The sequence below is a fragment of the Sedimenticola selenatireducens DSM 17993 genome (assembly GCF_000428045.1).
In the GTDB taxonomy this organism is placed as follows: Bacteria; Pseudomonadota; Gammaproteobacteria; order Chromatiales; family Chromatiaceae; genus Sedimenticola; species Sedimenticola selenatireducens.
In genome coordinates, this window is the sequence record NZ_ATZE01000003.1 from 245,844 (window position 1) to 265,346 (window position 19,503).

The window sequence follows — 19,503 nt, forward strand, 5'->3', positions numbered from 1 at the left end:
CGATACCTTTCGATAGGAACCCAGAAATAAGAACAGGAGAGAAACATGTCAATGAGTAGCGGCACGCATCCTCATGCGCTCCACACTGCCGAACAGTTGGTGCAGGATTCCCTGACCCTGATCTCCCTGCCGGCCGCCTACACCCGTCTGCAGGAGGTAATGGCCTCGGAGGACAGCAGCATGAAAGATGTAGCGGATGTCGTCTCCCTGGACCCGGCCCTGGCCGCCCGGCTGCTGCGGATTGCCAACAGCGCCTATTACGGTCTGCCCTCTCAGGTGGAGACCATCACCCGGGCAGTGAATATTCTCGGTACCCAGCAGATTCACGATCTGGCCCTGGCTACCAGTGTGGCCCAGGCGTTTGAAGGGCTGCCCAATGATCTGATGGATATGAGCACATTCTGGTATCGCAGCGTGATGTGTGGATTCCTTGCCCGCGAGCTGGCCAGCTCATGTGACATGCGCGAAACCGAGAGCCTGTTTGTGCGCGGTCTGTTGCTGGATATAGGCCACCTGATTCTCTACAGCCGATTCCCGGAAGCGTGCCGCCAGGCACTGGCGGAGTCTGGTGATGATCTGCTGGGGTTCTATCGTCTGGAGCGCCAGTTGATCGGTTGTGACGCCAATGAGCTAGGTACCCAGCTGATGAAGGCCTGGAAACTGCCCCAGAGCTTTGTTGACACATTCGCCTGCCTGCAGCATCCGGAAGAGGGGCAGTCGATGGCAAAACAGGCCGCTATTCTGCATCTTGCCGCCTGGATTACTCACGGCCTGAACACCGATCTGCTGATGGAGCAGATATTTGAAAAAATTGCCGCCCCTGCCTGGGATCTGACCGGTCTCAGCCAGCGCCAAGTGGTGGAGGTGACCGATACCGTCTCCGGCGAGATGATCGAGGCGATGTACCGGATTTTCGCCGTGGCCGAGTAACGTCTCGTGTCGAAAATTGCCCTGCAGGAGCGGCCACTCCTGGCATCCTGCCTCCCGTGGCATTAGCACTTCCATGTGCGTCGCGCTTCGCCGCGATATCGGCCCGGGGGCGGGCCTCCTACAGGTGAAACTCAGTCGAAACTCTGGGTCAGGATCACCAGTCGGTCGAGGCGGTTTCTGGCCTCGCCGCTGGCGATTGCCTGTCCGGCCCGCTCCACCCCTGCCTGCAGGGTATTTGTCACACCGGCCGTGTAGATGGCGGCGCCGGCGTTGAGCTGCACGATATCCCGCGCCGGTCCGGCCTGGTTGTCCAGCACGTCGCGGATAATGCTCAGGCTGGCTGTCGCATCCGCTGCCTTCAGTTGGTCGATGGAAGTGCGCTTTAGACCGAAATCCTCCGGCTGGATGCTGAAGCGGCGTACCTGCCCCTGTTTCAGTTCCGCCACCTCGGTGCGATCACCGATACTGATTTCATCCAGGCCGTCCCGGGAATGGACCACCATCACGTGGCGGCTGCCCAGTTTCTGCAGCACCTCGGCCATCGGCTCCAGCAGTTCTTCACTGAACACCCCGAGCAACTGATTGGGTACGCCGGCAGGGTTGGTCAGGGGGCCCAGCACGTTAAAAATGGTGCGCGTGCCCATCTCCCGGCGCGGGCCGATGGCGTGTTTCATGGCGCTGTGGTGACCCGGGGCGAACATGAAACCGACCCCTACCTGGCGCACGCACTGTTCCACCTGCTGCGGGGTCAGGTCGAGCCGGATGCCGGCGGCCTCCAGGGCATCGGCGGCGCCGGATTTGCTGGAGACCGAGCGGTTGCCGTGCTTGGCGACGTTGCAGCCTGCCGCGGCGGCGACGAACATGGAGGCGGTGGAGATGTTGAAAGTGCCGGAGCAGTCGCCGCCGGTGCCAACGATGTCCACGGTGTGGGGCAGATCGCCGATGTTGACACCGCTGGCCAGTTCCCGCATCACCGCGGCAGCGGCGGCAATCTCGCTGACTGACTCCCCTTTCATGCGCAGCCCGATCAGAAAGCCGCCAATCTGTGCCGGGGTGGCGCCACCGGTCATGATAGTGCGCATGACGCTGGTCATCTCTTCGGTCGAAAGGTCCTTGTGGGCCAGTACCTGATTGATCGCCTGTGGCATCTCCATAGCGTTTCCCCTCGATTTTAACTGTGCGTCCCGTTATCTGGGTGAGTTTGTCCTAAAGCCTCATTTCAACCGCTAAGTACGCAAAGAACGCGATGGAAAACAATGAGTTGTATTCCCTTGATCTTTCGCCCGCCGGGCAAGCCATTGCATTTCTTTGAGTTCTTTGTGCTCTTCGCGGTTCAATAGAGGCATTTAAGTTTATTGATCTCTCGCGAGAATAATTCACGTTTATTTACCAGCCAAAAAATTGCGCAGCAGATCGTGCCCGTGTTCGGACAGGATGGATTCCGGGTGATACTGCACCCCCTGCACGTTCATTTCACGATGTCGGACGCCCATGATCTCGTCCATCTCCCCGGCCGCATCCTGGGTCCAGGCGGTGATCTCCAGGCAGTCCGGCAGGCTCTTCCGGTCGATCACCAGCGAGTGATAACGGGTGGCGGTGTAGGGGTCGTTCAGGCCATTGAAAATGCCGACATTGGCATGATAGATGAGCGAGGTCTTGCCGTGCATCACCTCGCGGGCGTGGACAATCCGGCCGCCGAATGCCTGGCCGATCGACTGGTGTCCCAGACAGACCCCGAGGATCGGGATCTGTCCGGCGAAGCGCTGAATGGCGGCCACCGAGACACCCGCCTCGTTAGGAGTGCAGGGGCCGGGTGAAATGACGATCTGCGCCGGTTTCAGTGCCGCAATCTCCTCCAGGGTGATACCGTCGTTGCGGTAGACCCGCACGTCCGCCCCCAGCTCGCCGAAATACTGCACCAGGTTATAAGTGAAGGAGTCATAGTTGTCGATCATCAGTAACACGGTTATGTCTCCCCGCAACTGCTGTTTTCCAGGCCGGCCTCGGCCAGTGCGACGGCGCGAAATACTGCCCGCCCCTTGTTCATGGTCTCGTCCCACTCCAGCTGCGGCTGCGAGTCGGCGACCACTCCTGCGCCGGCCTGGATGTGCAGCTGTTTGTCCTTGATGACAGCGGTACGGATAGCAATGGCCGTGTCCATGTTGCCGTTCCAGGAGAGATAGCCGACAGCGCCGGAATAGATGCCGCGCTTGACCGGTTCCAGCTCGTCAATAATCTCCATGGCGCGGATCTTGGGCGCCCCGCTCACGGTGCCGGCCGGGAAGGTGGCGCGCAGCACATCGATGGCGTTCATCCCCTCCTTCAGTTGACCGGTGACATTGGAGACGATGTGCATGACATGGGAGTAGCGCTCGACGATCATCTTGTCGGTCAGTTTGACGCTGCCGGTTTTTGCCACCCGTCCGGCGTCATTGCGGCCGAGGTCGATCAGCATCAGATGTTCCGCCAGCTCTTTCGGGTCGGCCAGCAGCTCTTGCTCCAGGGCCAGATCCTCTGCCTCGGTTTTGCCCCGGGGCCGAGTGCCGGCGATCGGGCGTACCGTCACTTCGCCATCCTCCAGCCGGGTCAGGATCTCCGGTGAGGAGCCGACGATGTGGAACTCATCCAGGTTGTAGAAATACATGTAGGGGCTGGGGTTGAGTCCGCGCAGCGCCCGGTAGAGATCCAGGGGCTGGGCGTGGTAAGGGATGGAGAGGCGCTGGGAGATCACGGTCTGCATGCAGTCACCGTCCAGGATGTATCCCTTGATCCGTTCCACCGCCTGCTTGAATCCCTGCTCGGTGAATCCGGAGATGAAATCGGCCTCATTGATACGGCGGCGTGGACTGGCTGGCTGATCCGGCAGGCACTCGCGCATCCGCTCGACCACTGTGCGTAGCCGTTTGCGGCCTGATTCAAAGGTGCCGCCGCTGGTCGGGTCCACGTGCACGATCACGTACAGGCGACCGCGCAGATTATCAAACACCACCACCTCGTCAGATACCAGCAGCAGGATGTCCGGGGTACCTATACCGTCCGGATTGGGGCAGTGCGCCAGTTTCGGTTCGATATAACGAATGGTGTCATAACCAAAGTAGCCTACCAGGCCGCCGGTGAAGCGGGGCAGGTCGGGATGACTGGCGACCCGGTAACGCTGCTGGAAAGATTCGATAAATGCCAGTGGGTCTTCGACCTCATGGGATTCCGCTATGGTGCCATCGGTCTCGATAGTGATGCCGTGTCCGGTCACCCGCAGCAGCGTGCGGCAGGGGAGTCCGATGATGGAGTAGCGGCCCCACTTCTCACCGCCCTGCACCGACTCCAGCAGATAGGAGTTGGGGGCATTGGCCAGTTTCAGATAGACGCTTAACGGTGTGTCCAGGTCGGCCAGCACCTCACACATGAGTGGGATGCGGTTGTGGCCCTGGGCGGCCAGCTGTTCAAATTGTTCTGGAGTCATTTGCCTCTCCACACGAGCAAAACATAAAGACAGGGATAGGGGGGCGCGGTATCACCAACGCCATCGTGTTCCTGTCTTGTCTGTTTCGTGGTGGAGCATGCGGAAGGGTTTGTTGCCGTCTGATTTGTGGGGGCTAAGATAATCGATTACGGCACAAGTATCCAGTTTGATTGTAATCGGGGCGGATCACGCGCCTCTCGCTGTAATCATTCAAACAGGCCTTCGAGCTGTTCCAGTGAATCAATAACCGCATCCGGAGCCGAGTCCCGGATGTCCAGGCCGTGATTGTAGCCATAGGGCACACAGACAATATCAAATCCTGCCGCCCGTGCAGCCTTCACATCATTGGAGGAGTCGCCAACCATGAGGGACTCGGCCGGACTGAGGCCGAAATGTTCGGCGCTGTGCAGCAGCGGCAGCGGGTCGGGCTTTTTTCGTGGCAGGGTGTTGCCGCTGGTGATCAGGCTGAAATAGTCGTAAACACCCAGGGCCTGCAGCAGCGGGCGGGTGAACTGATCGGCCTTGTTAGTGACGCAGGCCAGGGTGTAGCCGGCACTTTTCAGTTGCTCCAGTGCGGACTTTACCCCGGGATAGAGCTGTGAGCGCTGGCCGTTATGGCGGCTGTATAGATCCATGAACAGGGGCAGCGCCTGCGTGTAATCGGCCGTGTCGGGTTCCCCGTCCAGTTGCCCGATCAGCGCCCGCTTTACCAGGCGTTCCACGCCGTTGCCGACCCACTCCCTGACCCGGGATTCGCCCCAGGCCGGGCGACCGATCTGGGTCATCATGCCGTCAATGCAGTGCGCCAGGTCAGGCACGCTATCCACCAGGGTGCCGTCCAGATCAAACAGGATCAGCCGTGGCTTTTTCACCAGTCCCGCGCTCATGCCTTGGCCAGCTCCTCGCGCATCTGACCAATAATGCTGTCGTAGCGGTGCGGATCGGATGCCTGAGCGTTACCAAAGATACCGGAGCCGGCTACAAAGGTGTCGGCGCCGGCGGCGGCAATCTCGCGGATGTTGTCGGCCTTCACGCCGCCATCGATCTCCAGTCGAATGTCCCGGCCCGATGCGTCGATCAGTTGGCGGCAGGCGCGCAGTTTATCCAGCGCACCGGGTATGAAACTCTGCCCGCCAAAGCCGGGGTTGACCGACATGATCAGGATCATATCGATCTTGTCCAGCACATAGTCCAGGTGGCTTAGAGGGGTGGCCGGATTGAACACCAGTCCCGACTTGCAGCCATGATCGCGAATCAGCTGCAGTGAGCGGTCCACGTGCTCGCTCGCTTCCGGATGGAAGGTGATGTAAGTGGCGCCGGCCTTGGCGAAGTCAGGAATAATCCGGTCCACCGGCTTTACCATCATGTGGACATCGATATCAGCCGTCACCCCGTGTTTGCGCAGGGCTTCACACACCAGCGGACCGATTGTAAGGTTGGGTACATAGTGGTTATCCATGACGTCAAAATGCACAATGTCTGCACCGGCTGCCAGAACACTGTCGACCTCTTCGCCCAGTCTGGCAAAGTCGGCGGAGAGGATAGATGGCGCTATTTTGTAATCGGTCATGGAACTTCTCCCGTTTGGCCGTGGCGGCCTATGAAATTGTGAATGGGGGCACTCTACCGCAAGCGCCGGCACTTTTCACCTGCAAATTTTGTAAGATATTGATTGAGAAGAGTTATTTATGGTGCCCATAAAATTATCTTAAGAATCCATTGGGGGTGTGGTCGACTACAGGTACGCTCTCCCTGGTACTGAGAAAAACAAACGGAGGTAATATGCGGATCAACTGCATCGCGATTGTTCTGCTGTTGTTCGTGAACCCGCTTTGGGCATCGGATCTGGCCCGGGAGGAGCGCCTTGCAGCGGAAATCCGGGAAGCGTTGCTGGTGGGTGAGCCGTTGATGCTGCAGGCGGACGGCAGGGATTTTTTTGCCATCTATGCGCAGCAGGATACCGACTACATTCAGGGAGTGGTGATTCTCCTGCATGGGCGGGGCGCGCATCCGGACTGGATGGATGTGGTCCACCCGTTGCGCACCCAATTGCCAGAATTTGGTTGGAAGACCTTGTCGATTCAGATGCCTGTTGCCGCTTCCGATGCCTCCGGCTGGGTTTACCAGGAGCTGATTCCCGAAGCCTTCCCACGCATCACTACTGCGGTTGAGTATCTGAAACAGCAAGGGGAGAGCAATATCGTGTTGATCGGACATAGCCTGGGTGCCCGCATGGGGGTTGAGTATCTGGCACAGGGCGTGCCGGAAGAGTTGCGGGCGTTTGTGGCGATTGGCCTGCCAGCAGATACCCGTGCGCCGGACGGCGGTACCCTGGGGGGGCTGAAAAAACTCGACCTGCCGGTGCTCGATATCTACGGCAGCCGGGATATTGACTCTGTCCTGCAGAGCGCGTCGGCCCGCTCCGCAGCCGCCAGACAGGCAAATAACCAGAGTTATCGACAAAACCGGATTGAGGGGGCGGACCACTTCTTCAATGGACTGAGTGGAACGTTGGTTGCCGAAGTGCGCGCCTGGCTGGGACGGATGGCGCCGGGAGTAGAGCAACAGCGCTGATTGTTTGACGTTAACGTAAACGTGAACTAAGGTTTACCCAGCATTGACTGGAGAAGGCCGAATGAGACAGAGCCGCCATAGTGATTCACTGAAATTTGAACCGCGAGATCCTAATTTTGCCCGGCGGGTGCGGGAGGCGTTTGCGGGGCAGGCCATGTTGGCCTCGCTTGGCGTGGAGTTCTGCCGGATTGAGCCCGGTTTTTGCGAGCTGCAACTCCCCTATCGGGAGAATATCAGCCAGAACCACGGCTATTTTCATGGCGGGGCGATTGCCACTCTGGCCGATGTGTCTGGCGGCTTTGCCGGCTGGAGTCTGCTGCCGGAGGGGATGTGGATTGTTACGGTGGAATACAAAACCAATATCGTGGCACCGGGTCGGGGGGAGCGGTTGATCGGTCGTGGTCGCGTGGTACGTGCCGGTCGCTCATTAACCACAACCGAAATTGAGATTATTGCCGTTGAAAATGGGCGTGAAACGCTCTGCGCCACAGCCTTGCAGACGTTGATGGCGGTCCAGGCGCAGCCGCTGAAAGGTACGCCCTAGTGAGTTGCAAGAGGGACAATCCTCCAAGTAAAACAACGCCAATATCTAACCGGGACAGGGCACCGGTGCCGGACCAAGATCCTGTCGATGGCCGATTTTGCCGCATAAAAGACTAACAGGATGGCCATGGAGTATTCGTGGTTTTAACGGGAATCCGGGAGGCTGAGCGGATCTCTATACTATATAGAAGCCCTGCAAGGATTGTTGCGCAGCAGCAGTTTGCTGCAGCGTAAATTTGCGAATAGGCTTGCAGATCGTACTCGGGCGGGCTAGAGTTTATTTGACTTTACCATGTTGTGTATCAGTGCTTTAGCGTTTTTGGATAAACGTCTGATCTCGATATGGACGTTGGTGCGACGCCACCGGCTGAGGAGGATCAGCACGGGGCAGGCAGGAGAGTTGCCCGTACCGGGATACATCAAACCGATGTCAACAATATCTCTATATTTAAGGAGAAAACCGTACCATGAAGAAAATTCATGTAATAGCCTCCGCAGTCACTCTGACCGCGGTAATGTCAACCAGCGCCTTTGCCGGTGCAACTCTCGACGAGGTGAAAAAGAAGGGGTTCGTGCAGTGCGGTGTGAGTACCGGTCTGCCCGGTTTCTCCAGTGCCGATGAAAAAGGTAACTGGTCGGGGCTGGACGTGGATGTCTGTCGCGCTGTGGCAGCGGCCGTGTTTGGCGATGCCGCCAAGGTTAAATACACCCCGCTGACCGCCAAGGAGCGGTTCACCGCACTGCAGTCGGGCGAGATTGATATGCTGCCGCGGAACACGACCTGGACCTTGACCCGGGATACCTCGCTGGGTCTCAACTTCGCGGGCGTGAACTATTACGACGGCCAGGGCTTCATGGTCACCAAGAGCTTGGGTGTGAAGAGCGCACTCGAGTTGGATGGCGCCTCGTTCTGTATCCAGGCCGGCACCACAACCGAGCTCAATCTGGCCGACTATTTCCGCGCCAATAACATGAAGTACACCCCGGTCACCTTCGACTCATCCGACGAAACCGTCAAGGCGTTTGACGCCGGCCGTTGTGACGCGCTCACTTCAGACCAGTCCCAGCTCTACGCGCTGCGTATCAAGTTGGGCAATCCCGACGGTGCCATCGTGTTACCGGAGATCATCTCCAAGGAGCCGCTTGGTCCCGTGGTGGCGCAGGGAGACGACGAGTGGTTTAACATCGTGCGCTGGTCGTTGTTCGCCATGGTCAATGCCGAAGAGCTGGGCATCTCCTCCGCCAACGTGGATGAGAAAAAGGCCAGCACCGACCCCAATATCCGGCGTCTGCTGGGCCTGGAGGGTATCAAGGGTAGCGGATTGGGGCTCTCCGACGACTGGGCGGTCAATATCGTCAAGCAGGTCGGCAACTACGGCGAATCGTTCGAGCGCAATGTCGGAGCGGGCAGCTCGCTCAAGATCTCCCGCGGGCTGAATGCGCTATGGAATAAGGGTGGTCTGCAATACGCGCCGCCAATCCGCTAATTATCGTGCCACGGCACGCCTGAAGGAGCCACAGGGCGGTCTGCAGCCGCCCTGTGGCTTACTGTATTAACTGTCCTGAAGGGAAATTTATGGCGGATGAACTACGGAACGTGCCGGTACCCGCGAAGCCGGCACTCTGGAGACGGCCTGCAGTCCGGTCGCTCGTTTTCCAGATCCTGCTGGTCGCCGGTATCGGCTTCTTCGGTTACACCATCTTTCAGAACACCCTCCACAACCTGGAGCAACGTGGGATCAGTACCGGTTTCGGCTTCCTGGAAAATGAAGCCGGTTTCGGCATCCTGATGACCCTGATACCCTTCGATGAGACCTACACTTACGGCCGCACGTTTCTGGTCGGGCTGCTCAACACCCTGTTGGTGGCGTCATTGGGCATATTCTTCGCTACCATTATCGGTTTCATCATGGGGGTGGCGCGACTGTCGCGGAACTGGATTATCTCGCGCCTGGCCACGATCTATATTGAGGTGTTCCGCAACATTCCTCTGCTGCTGCAGATCATGTTCTGGTATTTTGCCGTGCTGCGGCCGCTTCCCGGTCCGCGTCAGAGCCTGATATTCAACGACACGCTGTTTCTCAGCAATCGCGGTCTCTATATGCCGAGCCCCGTCTACGAACAGGGTTTCTGGCTGGTGGTCGTGGCCCTGGCGGTAGCGATTGTCGCCAGTATCATGATAATCCGTTGGGCACACAAACGGCAGGAGGCCACGGGCGAGCAGTTCCACTCCGTGTATGCCTCTATCGGACTGATAGTTGGTCTGCCGCTGCTGGCATTTTTCATGATGGGCATGCCGCTGAGCTGGGATTTCCCGGTGCTGCAACGTTTCAATATGGCCGGCGGAATGGTGGTGATCCCGGAATTGGCGGCACTACTGGTGGCCCTGAGTATATATACCGGTGCGTTTATCGCCGAGGCGGTCCGTTCCGGCATCCTGGCGGTAAGTCATGGGCAGACCGAGGCGGCCCGCGCACTGGGCCTGCGTCCGGGCCCGACGCTGCGTCTGGTGATCATTCCCCAGGCGTTGCGGGTAATCATTCCGCAGCTGACCAGCCAGTACCTGAACCTGACCAAGAACTCCTCGCTGGCCACCGCAATCGGTTATCCCGATCTGGTGGCGGTGTTTGCCGGCACCACCCTGAACCAGACCGGTCAGGCGGTGGAGGTGATCGCCATGACCATGGCGGTTTATCTGGCGATCAGTCTCACCATTTCGCTATTCATGAACTGGTATAACAAACGTATCCAACTGGTGGAGAGGTAAACCATGACTGTGCATACCCCCCATCCCGACCTGCCCCCCCCAACCCTGAGTGTGGGTGTGCTCGGCTGGTTGAGAAGCAACCTGTTCTCCTCGCCGCTGCATACGCTGTTAAGCCTGTTCGCCATCTATCTGGTCTATCTGACGGTGCCACCGATCATCAGCTGGGTATTTCTGGATTCCACCTGGGTGGGAGATACCCGGGAAGCCTGCAGCGGGACAACGGGTGCCTGTTGGGTTTTCGTCAAGGTGCGCATGAATCAATTCATGTACGGCTTCTTTCCCGAGTCCGAGTACTGGCGCATCAATCTGGCCTTTGGGCTGCTGATTGTGTTGGCCATACCGCTGTTCATAAAGAAGTTTCAGCACAAGGGTAAGTTGGCGATCTTTATCCTGGTGTTCTATCCGATTATTACTTTTCAGCTCTTCTCCGGAGGCAATTTTGGCCTCACCCCGGTAGAGACCAGCAAATGGGGCGGCCTCAGCCTGACCCTGATCCTGGCTGGAGTTGGCATCGTGGCCTCGCTGCCTATTGGTATTGTACTGGCGCTGGGACGGCGCTCAGAAATGCCAATCGTAAGGTCGGTCTGTGTAGTGTTTATCGAGTTCTGGCGCGGGGTGCCATTGATTACGGTACTGTTCATGTCCTCAGTTATGTTGCCGCTGTTTCTACCCGAGGGAACCAATTTCGATAAGCTGTTGCGGGCCATGATCGGAATCGCCCTGTTTCAGTCGGCCTATATGGCCGAGGTGGTCAGGGGTGGTCTGGCGGCGATACCGAAGGGGCAATATGAGGCGGCGGAGGCGCTGGGACTCAGCTACTGGAAGAGCATGGGGCTGATCATCCTGCCCCAGGCGCTGAAGCTGGTGATCCCCGGCATTGTGAATACCTTCATCGCCCTGTTCAAGGACACCACCCTGGTCTTGATTATCGGCCTGTTCGATCTGCTGGCGATCATCCAGCAGGCATTCGCCGATCCGGACTGGTTGGGATTCTCCATTGAGGGGTATGTGTTCGCCGCCAGTATTTTCTGGATTTTCTGTTTCAGTATGTCGCGCTACAGCATGGCGCTGGAAAAGAAACTGCATACCGGCCACGCCCGGTAACCATAATAAATAGGCAAGAGTTGGAGACACGCTATGTCTGAGACCGACAATGCACCCCGCCCGTCAGAGGATTCTGCTGACCTCACTATCGAGATGCGGAGCGTCCACAAGTGGTATGGCCAGTTCCATGTCCTGAAGGATATCAATCTGGCGGTAACCCGGGGCGAACGGATTGTAATCTGCGGGCCTTCCGGTTCCGGCAAATCCACCATGATCCGCTGTATCAACCGCCTGGAAGAGCATCAGCAGGGACAGATTATTGTCGACGGCACCGAGCTCACCGACGACGTGAAGCATATCGACCAGGTGCGCAAGGAGGTGGGGATGGTGTTTCAGCACTTCAATCTGTTCCCGCACCTGACCGTTCTGGAAAACTGCTGTCTGGCGCCGATCTGGGTGCGCAAAATGCCACGCCGGGAGGCTGAGGCAGTGGCGATGGAATATCTGGAAAAGGTGAAAATCCCGGAGCAGGCGAGGAAGTATCCGGGGCAGCTCTCCGGTGGACAGCAGCAGCGTGTGGCGATCGCCCGCAGCCTCTGCATGAATCCCCACATCATGCTGTTCGATGAACCCACCTCGGCGCTGGACCCGGAGATGATCAAGGAGGTGCTGGATACCATGATCGAGTTGGCGGAGAGCGGTATGACCATGCTCTGCGTGACCCACGAGATGGGCTTTGCCAAGACCGTGGCCAACCGGGTGATCTTCATGGACGCCGGTGAGATTATCGAGGAGAACGAGCCCCACGAGTTCTTCAACAATCCCCAGTCAGACCGCACCAAGCTGTTCCTCAGCCAGATCCTGCAGCACTGAACCCCCCCGCCCGTCAGCCAGACAATGACTGGCGGGCGCTTACCCGCCCAACTCCGCAAGCAGTCGGTCAGTCATCGCAAGGGCCTGTTGTTCATAGTGGCCGCCGAATAGGTTGAGATGATTGAGGATATGGTACAAGTTGTAGAGGGTCTTGCGGATTTGATAGTCACTGTCCACGGGCCAGGCCTCGTTGTAAGCGCGGTAGAAGCGGCTGGAGAATCCGCCAAACAGTTCGGTCATGGCCAGGTCGGCCTCCCGGTCACCATAATAGACGGCCGGGTCATAGATGACGGGCTCTCCGTTCCCGTCGTATCCGAGGTTGCCCGACCAGAGATCGCCATGCAGCAGTGAAGCGGCCGGACAGTGGTCCAGCAGCCCGGGCAGTTTTTCCTGCAATCGGGCGCCACGTTCCTGCAGTAGTCCCTGGTATCCCTGTTGTGCGGCCAGGGTCAGTTGAAATCCCAGCCGCCGCTCGCGCCAGAAATCGATCCAGCTGTCGCATGGTTCATTGGGCTGGGGGGTGGCGCCGATGGTGTTGTCGCGATTCCAACCGTAACGGCGATTGGTCGTGCGATGCAGTGCGGCAAGCTGGCGGCCGGCAAGTGCCTGGTCACCGGTATTTTTCAGCGGGAGATATTCCAGTACCAGATAGGTGTGAGTTTCTGTCATGCCGATGCAGATCACGCCTGGAGTGCGGATTACCCCGGCCGCTGCCAGCGCTTCCAACCCCGCCGCCTCACTTTCGAACATTTCCAGGTTTCCCGTTTGTGCGAGCTTGATAAAGTAGGTCTGGTCACCGAAGCAGAGCTTCAGTGCCTGGTTAATGCAGCCGCCGCCCAGGTTGGTGATACGGTATGTCGTGGTCGGTGTTCCGGTGATCCGCTGGATGATATGCGGCAGGATTTCGCTCTCTGCCGTCATACCTGTGGATAGGCCGGCTGGGTCCTGCCCAGGCGTTGGTGCAGTGGGCTGGAACGGGGAAAGTGAGCGCGCAGGAACTCCATTTGGTCCGCCAGTACATTATGGCCCTGGAGATAGATGTACTCGGCATGGGTCGGAATGAAGGGGATGGCCAGCAGTTGCATGTCGGCATCCTCCGGCGTGCGCCCTGCCTTGTGATTGTTGCAGCGGATGCAGGCGGTGACCACGTTGTTCCAGTGATCTGGTCCTCCCAGACTCAGGGGGCGGACATGGTCCCGGGAGAGCAGTTTTTTCGGAAAATGCTGGCCACAGTAAAGGCAGATATGGCCATCCCGCTGAAACAGGGTCTGGTTGTTCAGCGGTGGCACATACCCGTTACGCATCTTCTCCAGAGCGCGGCTGTTGCCATGGGTTGCGATGATCGAGTTGACGTCGACATGACTCTGCCGTTGGGTTCTGGCGTTGATGCCGCCGTGTACCCGGTAGAGTACGCGTCCACAGGTGTAGGCGATCTGGTCAAGAAAGTGCAGACGCACGGCATCGCGGTAGTCTACCCACTCAAGGGGCATGCCGGCCATATCGGTACGGAGTATCAGTTGGTGGAGCCCTGCCATGTCGAAAACCCTGGTAACTGCTCATTTAGGTAGCATAGTTTGATATTGGTTGCAAATAGCTGGTCGCAGCGATTTATTCTTGCGGAGAGAACTGTGCCGACAGGGAAATTTAAAGGATTTTTTTAGCCGCGCCGGGCGGTTTCGCCAGATACCCGGAAAGTGCTGATATGTAAAAAAAGTGGTTGACAAGAGAAAAAAATGCTCTGTTTCCTTGGTGTTATGCACAGCTGCAGTGCAGCAAGCCATAATGCCGGTCGAGCCAGGTAGGATTGTATATTAGGTAATCATGAAATTATGCAAGTGGCTGTTTTCTAATAAGTTGTGTCCGGTGGTGATTTTTTTGTCAGATTAACAAAAAAGTAATGAATTACTGGTCTGGCAGCCAGTTCCAACGGGTTTTCAACAGAGTTATCCACAACTTCTGTGGATAAATCCAAATGTCTGTTATGGAATAGACAGTTAGCGGATTTTGTGAAGATTTTAGTTATCCGGAGACCTGCATTGACACCATGGCGTCAGTGACCGGTAGCACTCCGCGCTAGTGTTAAATTTCCTCGAGTCAGGTAGCATTCTGCCATGCCTGAACAACGGATTCTGCGGGTGGCTGTGCCTGCCCCGCTTCACCACTGCTTTGACTATCTGCCCCCCGCCGATTTGTCCGCCGATCAACTGGTCCCCGGCGTGCGCGTGCGGGTGCCGTTTGGTCGGGGTGAGCGTTGTGGTGTGCTGCTGGAGCTGGTCACGGCTGAGGAGAGTAGCGGGCGTCGATTGAAGCCCGCCGGGGCCGTGCTGGATACGGTGCCCCTGTTTTCCGCCGCCGATCTGGCGCTGTTGCGTTGGGCGGCGGGATATTATCAGCATCCGATCGGTGAAGTGTTTGCCAACGCCCTGCCGGTACGTTTGCGCAGGGGGGAGCCACAGGTTTCGGTGCTGCAGAAGAGCTGGACGCTGACTGCGCTCGGCAGGCAACAAGACCCGGCCAGGCTCGGACGAGCCCGGAAACAGGCCGAAGTGCTGGCGTTGTTGCAGGAGTCTGGCGGCAGCATGGATCAGGCGCAGATACTGCAGGTCTGTGGAAACTGTCGGCCGGCTTTGCAGTCGCTGCGCCAGAAGGGCTGGATTGGCTCGGATGAGCAGCCGCCGGGTGAGCTCGGAAGAGCGCACGCACCAACGCCATCCCGGCTCAATACGGATCAACAGCAGGCGGTCGATGCGGTCGAATCGGAGTGCTTTGGGGCCTATCTGCTCGACGGGGTGACCGGTAGCGGCAAGACAGAAGTCTATCTTGCGCTGGTGGAGCGGATGCTGGAAGCCGGTCGGCAAACCCTGGTGCTGGTGCCGGAGATCGGTCTGACCCCGCAATTGATCCGCCGCTTTGAACGTCGTCTGGGCACTGGTCTGGCGGTACTCCACTCCGGTTTGGCGGCAGGTGAGCGGGAGCGCGCCTGGCATCTGGCCCGGCTGGGACATGCGGCGGTGGTGCTGGGCACCCGCTCCGCCCTGTTGACCCCATTGCCGAGGCTCGGCCTGATCGTGGTGGATGAGGAGCATGATCTCTCGTTTAAACAGCAGGATGGGTTTCGCTACTCCGCCCGGGATCTGGCGGTAATCCGGGCTCAACGCACCGGCTGTCCGGTGCTCCTGGGCAGCGCCACGCCCTCGCTGGAGACGCTGCAGAATGCCCGCACCGGACGTTACCGGCATCTGCGGCTGCCCCGAAGGGCCGGTGATGCCAAGCCCGCCCGCATGGATCTGCTGGATATCCGCTCAGTGCGCATGGAGGCGGGGTTGTCGCCGGTGCTGATGCAGAAGCTCCGGGAGACCCTGGACAAGGGTAACCAGGCATTGCTGTTCATCAACCGGCGTGGCTATGCCCCGATTGTCACCTGCCACGCCTGTGGCTGGGTTGCCCAGTGTCGCCGTTGTGATGCGCGCATGACCCTGCATGCCGACAGTCGGCTGCTCTGGTGCCACCACTGCGGTTCACAGCGGCGCCAGGATACGAAATGCCCGGAGTGCGGTGATACGGATCTGCGTACCCTGGGCCAGGGTACAGAGCGGGTCGAGGAGGTGTTGGCGAGCTGTTTTCCCGAAGCGGGTATTGCCCGAATCGATCGCGACACCACGCGGCGCAAGGGGAGTCTTGATCAGCTATTGAACGGCATCCGAAAAGGTAAGTATTCACTATTGCTGGGAACCCAGATGCTGGCCAAGGGACACCACTTCCCGGATGTGACCCTGGTGGGTATTCTGGATGTGGATCAGGGATTGTTCGGGGCTGATTTCCGTGCCGCGGAGCGCATGGCACAGTTGATTATACAGGTGGCGGGCCGGGCCGGGCGCGCGGAAAAACCCGGGCGGGTGCTGATCCAGACCCGGCATCCCGATCATCCCATGATGCAACTGCTGGTGCGCCAGGGCTATGCGGCCTTTGCCTCGGAAATGCTGGCGGAGCGCGAAGCCGCTGTTTTCCCCCCGTTCAGTTACCAGGCGCTGCTGCGGGCGGAGGCCCCCCGGGAGTCCGCGCCCCGGGAGTTCCTGGAGGAGGCTTGCAGTCTAGCGGAGACGCTGGCTCGGGGACGGGTCGAGCTCTGGGGTCCGGTGCCGGCGCCGATGGAGCGTCGGGCGGGGCGTTTTCGCGCCCATCTGTTGCTGCAATCAGACCAGCGCGCCGATTTGCAGCGGCTGTTGACACCCTGGGTGAGGCGGCTGGCAACACTCAAGTCAGCGCGACGCGTGCGCTGGTCGATCGATGTGGATCCACAGGAGATGTTCTGATCCGATCCGGCTAAACACCCAGCTTGCAACGATGTGATTGAAACAGGCATTGTCGGAGCGGCGTCTATACGGAGGTGTTCGGGAGTTAAGTCCATAGCGCGCTCCTGGTATCGACCCCTCCCGCCACCGGCAGTTACCCTCCAACCGCCTTTGTTGTATCCTTACCCGTTTCCGTTTTTCCGTTAGGTAGAAGATGAAGAACCTGATTCAGCAGTTGGTTTCCCAGGCCCTGGCCAAGATCGCCGAGGATGGCCGGATTGGCGATGCGCCGATTCTCCAGCCGATCATCGAGCGCACCCGGGATGCGCGGCATGGCGATTTCGCCTGTAACGTGGCGCTGGTGCTGGCCAAGGCGGCGCGCTGCAAGCCGCGTGATCTGGCCGACCAGCTGATCGCCGCCCTACCGGCCTCGCCGGCGGTGGCGAAAGTGGAGATCGCCGGTCCCGGCTTTATCAACTTCACCCTGGCGGCGGACGCCTATCGTGCCGTAATCGGTGAGGTGCTGACCCAGGCGCATAGCTTTGGTCGCAGCACACTGGGTAAGGGCAAGCGCATTCAGGTGGAGTTCGTCTCCGCCAATCCCACCGGGCCACTGCACGTGGGGCATGGTCGCGGGGCCGCCTACGGCGCGGTGGTGGCCGATCTGCTGGAGGCGGTGGGCTACGATGTGCACCGGGAATACTATGTCAACGATGCCGGACGACAGATGGATATCCTGGCCGCCAGTGTCTGGCTACGCTACCTGGAGCTGTGCGACGAAACCGTCCCCTTTCCCGCCAACGGTTATCGTGGCGACTATGTCTGGGATATCGCCGCCACCCTGCACCGGGAGCATGGCGACAGCTATCGGCATGCAGCAGATGAGGTGTTTGCGGGCGTGCCGGTGGACGAGCCGGCCGGCGGCGACAAGGAGAAGCATATCGACGGGGTGATCGAGCAGGCCAAAAATCTACTCGGTGATAACCGCTATCGCTATGTCTTCGAGCTGGCCCTGAACACCATCCTGGATGATATCCGCGATGACCTGGGCCTGTTCGGCGTTAGCTATCAGGAGTGGTACTCGGAGCGCAGCCTGACCGATTCCGGTGCCGTGAACAAGGCGCTGCAGCGCCTGCGTGACTCCGGTCATGTGTATGAGAAGGGCGGCGCGCTCTGGTTCAAGTCTACTGATTTTGGCGACGAGAAGGACCGGGTGGTGGTGCGGGACAACGGCCAGACCACCTATTTCGCCTCCGATATCGCCTATCACATGGACAAACTGGAACGCGGGTTCGAGCGCGTGATTGATGTCTGGGGCGCCGATCACCACGGCTATGTGCCGCGGGTCAAGGCGGCCATGCAGGCGGTGGGTGATGATCCCTCCCGTCTCGATGTGCTGCTGGTTCAGTTCGCCATTCTCTATCGGGGCGGCGAGCGGGTGCAGATGTCCACTCGCTCCGGCTCCTTCGTCACCCTGCGGGAACTGCGCAAGGAGGTGGGCTCGGATGCGGCGCGCTTCTTTTACGTGATGCGCAAGTGCGAGCAGCATATGGATTTCGATCTGGATCTGGCCAAGTCCCAGTCCAGCGACAATCCGGTCTACTACGTGCAGTATGCCCATGCCCGGGTCTGCAGCGTGCTGCGCCAGGCGGCGGAAAAAGGCATTCCGGTGGAGATCAGCGAGGGCGACCGGAATCTTGAGCGGCTGACCGAGGATCATGAGCAGGCGCTGCTGAAGACTCTGGCCCGCTACCCGGAGGTGGTCGAGAGCTCCGCCCTGAATGAAGAGCCGCACCAGTTGACACATTATGTGCGTGATCTGGCCAATGATTTCCACACCTACTACAACGCCCACCAGTTCCTGGTGGAGGATGAGGCGCTGCGGGATGCGCGGATCAAGCTGATCCTGGCGGTGCGACAGGTATTGCGCAATGGACTCAATTTGCTGGGAGTCTCCGCGCCGGAGAAGATGTAATGCCGCGGGATTACAAGAGTCGAGCGACGCCACAAAAAAAGGCCAAAAAACAACCCGTATCGGGTTGGGTCTGGTTTGCCGGTGGTCTGCTGATTGGCCTGTTTGTCACCCTGCTGGTCTGGCTCAAGCTGGTACCGGAGGGCCCGCGGAAGCCGACACCCGCGAGTGTTGACCGATCGTACAGCGCACCCCGTGAGGAGGTGGCAAGGCGCGAACCGGAGCCGCCCAAGGCACAATCCACGCCCAAGCCCCGTTTTGACTTCTATACCATCCTGCCGGAGATGGAGGTGGTAGTCCCGGACCCGGAACCGGAGAAAGAGCCGGCTGTCGCCCCAGCGAATAACGGTGCGGCACCGGTGGTCAGCGCTGGTAGCAAGACCGGGACTGCGTCCGCCTACTACATGCTGCAGATGGGTTCGTTCAGGAAATTCACCGATGCGGACAAGTTGAAGGCGAGCCTGGCTCTGGTGGGTATCGAGGCCGAAATCCAGAAGTTTACCCTGGATGGCGGTGAGGTGTTCCACCGGGTGCGCAGTGGCCCCTACACCAGTGGCCAGGTCAACACCCTGCGTACCCGGCTGGCCCAGAACAATATCAACAGCCTGGTGATCAAGCTGAAAAAATAGCTATGTGACCTTACCGTGTCGGCACAAGGAGCAGTGGCGTGAAGCTCTTGGCGTGGTGTAGACCTTCCAACCCGTAGGTCGATGAGATGGCCCCTCCTCCCCCCGTACTGGCGTCGATGCGCCATGATGGAAGAGAATCAACCATCAAAGGTGGAGGAGAAGGCCATGAAACAGCTTATGACAATCGGTTTGGATTTGGCAAAGCATACATTTTTTATGGTAGCACTGAACAGTGCAGGTCAGCGGCAATGGCGCAAGAAGCTCCGTCGCAAGCAGCTGCTGAGCCACTTTGCCCAGCACCCCCCATGCCGTGTGGCGATGGAGGCCTGCGCCGGCGCCCACTACTGGGCCAGAGGGTTACAGCCACTCGGTCACGAGGTGGTGCTGCTGCCCCCGCAGCACGTGAAGGCCTACCTGCG

The 19,503-nt window shown here is 59.0% G+C and carries 18 protein-coding genes; 11 read left to right on the forward strand and 7 right to left on the reverse strand.

Annotation, left to right across the window (positions count from 1 at the left end; all coding sequences use genetic code 11):
• Window positions 1-45: 45 nt before the first annotated feature.
• Entirely contained in the window at window positions 46-930 is an 885-nt protein-coding gene (locus A3GO_RS22475; RefSeq protein WP_084609745.1) for an HDOD domain-containing protein, read from the forward strand.
• A gap of 131 nt (window positions 931-1,061) precedes the next feature.
• Here the strand turns inward: A3GO_RS22475 and trpD are convergent, their stop codons facing one another.
• The 5 genes from trpD to rpe all read right to left on the reverse strand — a co-directional run bounded on the left by trpD (window position 1,062) and on the right by rpe (window position 5,960).
• The gene (gene trpD / locus A3GO_RS0104215) at window positions 1,062-2,084 is read right to left on the reverse strand and encodes an anthranilate phosphoribosyltransferase (protein WP_029132341.1); all 1,023 of its coding nucleotides are present in this window, start codon (window positions 2,082-2,084) and stop codon (window positions 1,062-1,064) included.
• A 228-nt stretch (window positions 2,085-2,312) separates the two neighbouring features.
• Window positions 2,313-2,894: an aminodeoxychorismate/anthranilate synthase component II gene (locus A3GO_RS0104220; RefSeq protein WP_029132342.1), complete on the reverse strand. Its 582-nt coding sequence runs from the start codon at window positions 2,892-2,894 to the stop codon at window positions 2,313-2,315.
• Between the two features lie 2 nt (window positions 2,895-2,896).
• Window positions 2,897-4,390, reverse strand: coding sequence for an anthranilate synthase component I (gene trpE, locus A3GO_RS0104225; RefSeq protein WP_029132343.1), 1,494 nt, complete (start codon window positions 4,388-4,390; stop codon window positions 2,897-2,899).
• Window positions 4,391-4,596: 206 nt separating this feature from the next.
• On the reverse strand, window positions 4,597-5,277 hold the full coding sequence (locus tag A3GO_RS0104230) for a phosphoglycolate phosphatase (protein ID WP_029132344.1): 681 nt from the start codon (window positions 5,275-5,277) through the stop codon (window positions 4,597-4,599).
• The gene (gene rpe, locus A3GO_RS0104235; protein WP_029132345.1) at window positions 5,274-5,960 is read right to left on the reverse strand and encodes a ribulose-phosphate 3-epimerase; all 687 of its coding nucleotides are present in this window, start codon (window positions 5,958-5,960) and stop codon (window positions 5,274-5,276) included. The genes A3GO_RS0104230 and rpe overlap by 4 nt, the downstream gene beginning before the upstream one ends.
• Window positions 5,961-6,172: 212 nt before the next feature.
• Between rpe and A3GO_RS0104240 the strand changes: the two genes are divergently transcribed.
• The 6 genes from A3GO_RS0104240 to A3GO_RS0104265 all read left to right on the forward strand — a co-directional run bounded on the left by A3GO_RS0104240 (window position 6,173) and on the right by A3GO_RS0104265 (window position 12,191).
• Window positions 6,173-6,964: an alpha/beta fold hydrolase gene (locus tag A3GO_RS0104240; RefSeq protein ID WP_029132346.1), complete on the forward strand. Its 792-nt coding sequence runs from the start codon at window positions 6,173-6,175 to the stop codon at window positions 6,962-6,964.
• A gap of 61 nt (window positions 6,965-7,025) precedes the next feature.
• Window positions 7,026-7,508: a PaaI family thioesterase gene (locus A3GO_RS0104245; RefSeq protein WP_037374639.1), complete on the forward strand. Its 483-nt coding sequence runs from the start codon at window positions 7,026-7,028 to the stop codon at window positions 7,506-7,508.
• Between the two features lie 466 nt (window positions 7,509-7,974).
• Window positions 7,975-8,994, forward strand: coding sequence for an amino acid ABC transporter substrate-binding protein (locus A3GO_RS0104250; protein WP_029132348.1), 1,020 nt, complete (start codon window positions 7,975-7,977; stop codon window positions 8,992-8,994).
• Between the two features lie 89 nt (window positions 8,995-9,083).
• The gene (locus A3GO_RS0104255) at window positions 9,084-10,274 is read left to right on the forward strand and encodes an amino acid ABC transporter permease (RefSeq protein ID WP_029132349.1); all 1,191 of its coding nucleotides are present in this window, start codon (window positions 9,084-9,086) and stop codon (window positions 10,272-10,274) included.
• 3 nt (window positions 10,275-10,277) lie between these two features.
• Window positions 10,278-11,378 (forward strand): amino acid ABC transporter permease, encoded by a 1,101-nt coding sequence (locus A3GO_RS0104260; protein WP_029132350.1) that lies wholly within the window; start codon window positions 10,278-10,280, stop codon window positions 11,376-11,378.
• Window positions 11,379-11,411: 33 nt separating this feature from the next.
• Window positions 11,412-12,191 carry an amino acid ABC transporter ATP-binding protein gene (locus tag A3GO_RS0104265; protein ID WP_029132351.1) on the forward strand — a complete coding sequence of 260 codons (780 nt, stop codon included), beginning with the start codon at window positions 11,412-11,414 and terminating at the stop codon, window positions 12,189-12,191.
• Window positions 12,192-12,230: 39 nt separating this feature from the next.
• Here the strand turns inward: A3GO_RS0104265 and A3GO_RS0104270 are convergent, their stop codons facing one another.
• Both A3GO_RS0104270 and A3GO_RS0104275 read right to left on the reverse strand, forming a co-directional pair.
• Window positions 12,231-13,112, reverse strand: a complete 882-nt coding sequence (locus A3GO_RS0104270; RefSeq protein WP_029132352.1) for a fructosamine kinase family protein — start codon at window positions 13,110-13,112, stop codon at window positions 12,231-12,233.
• Window positions 13,109-13,726: an HNH endonuclease gene (locus A3GO_RS0104275; protein WP_029132353.1), complete on the reverse strand. Its 618-nt coding sequence runs from the start codon at window positions 13,724-13,726 to the stop codon at window positions 13,109-13,111. Before A3GO_RS0104275 ends, A3GO_RS0104270 begins: the two co-directional genes overlap by 4 nt.
• Window positions 13,727-14,302: 576 nt before the next feature.
• Between A3GO_RS0104275 and A3GO_RS0104280 the strand changes: the two genes are divergently transcribed.
• The 4 genes from A3GO_RS0104280 to A3GO_RS0104295 all read left to right on the forward strand — a co-directional run.
• Window positions 14,303-16,504 (forward strand): primosomal protein N', encoded by a 2,202-nt coding sequence (locus A3GO_RS0104280; RefSeq protein WP_029132354.1) that lies wholly within the window; start codon window positions 14,303-14,305, stop codon window positions 16,502-16,504.
• A gap of 193 nt (window positions 16,505-16,697) precedes the next feature.
• On the forward strand, window positions 16,698-18,458 hold the full coding sequence (gene argS, locus A3GO_RS0104285; protein WP_029132355.1) for an arginine--tRNA ligase: 1,761 nt from the start codon (window positions 16,698-16,700) through the stop codon (window positions 18,456-18,458).
• Window positions 18,458-19,084 carry an SPOR domain-containing protein gene (locus A3GO_RS0104290; RefSeq protein WP_029132356.1) on the forward strand — a complete coding sequence of 209 codons (627 nt, stop codon included), beginning with the start codon at window positions 18,458-18,460 and terminating at the stop codon, window positions 19,082-19,084. Before argS ends, A3GO_RS0104290 begins: the two co-directional genes overlap by 1 nt.
• Before the next feature lie 165 nt (window positions 19,085-19,249).
• Window positions 19,250-19,503, forward strand: a 254-nt coding sequence (locus tag A3GO_RS0104295) for an IS110 family transposase (protein WP_157606704.1), incomplete at its 3' end; no start/stop codon positions are given.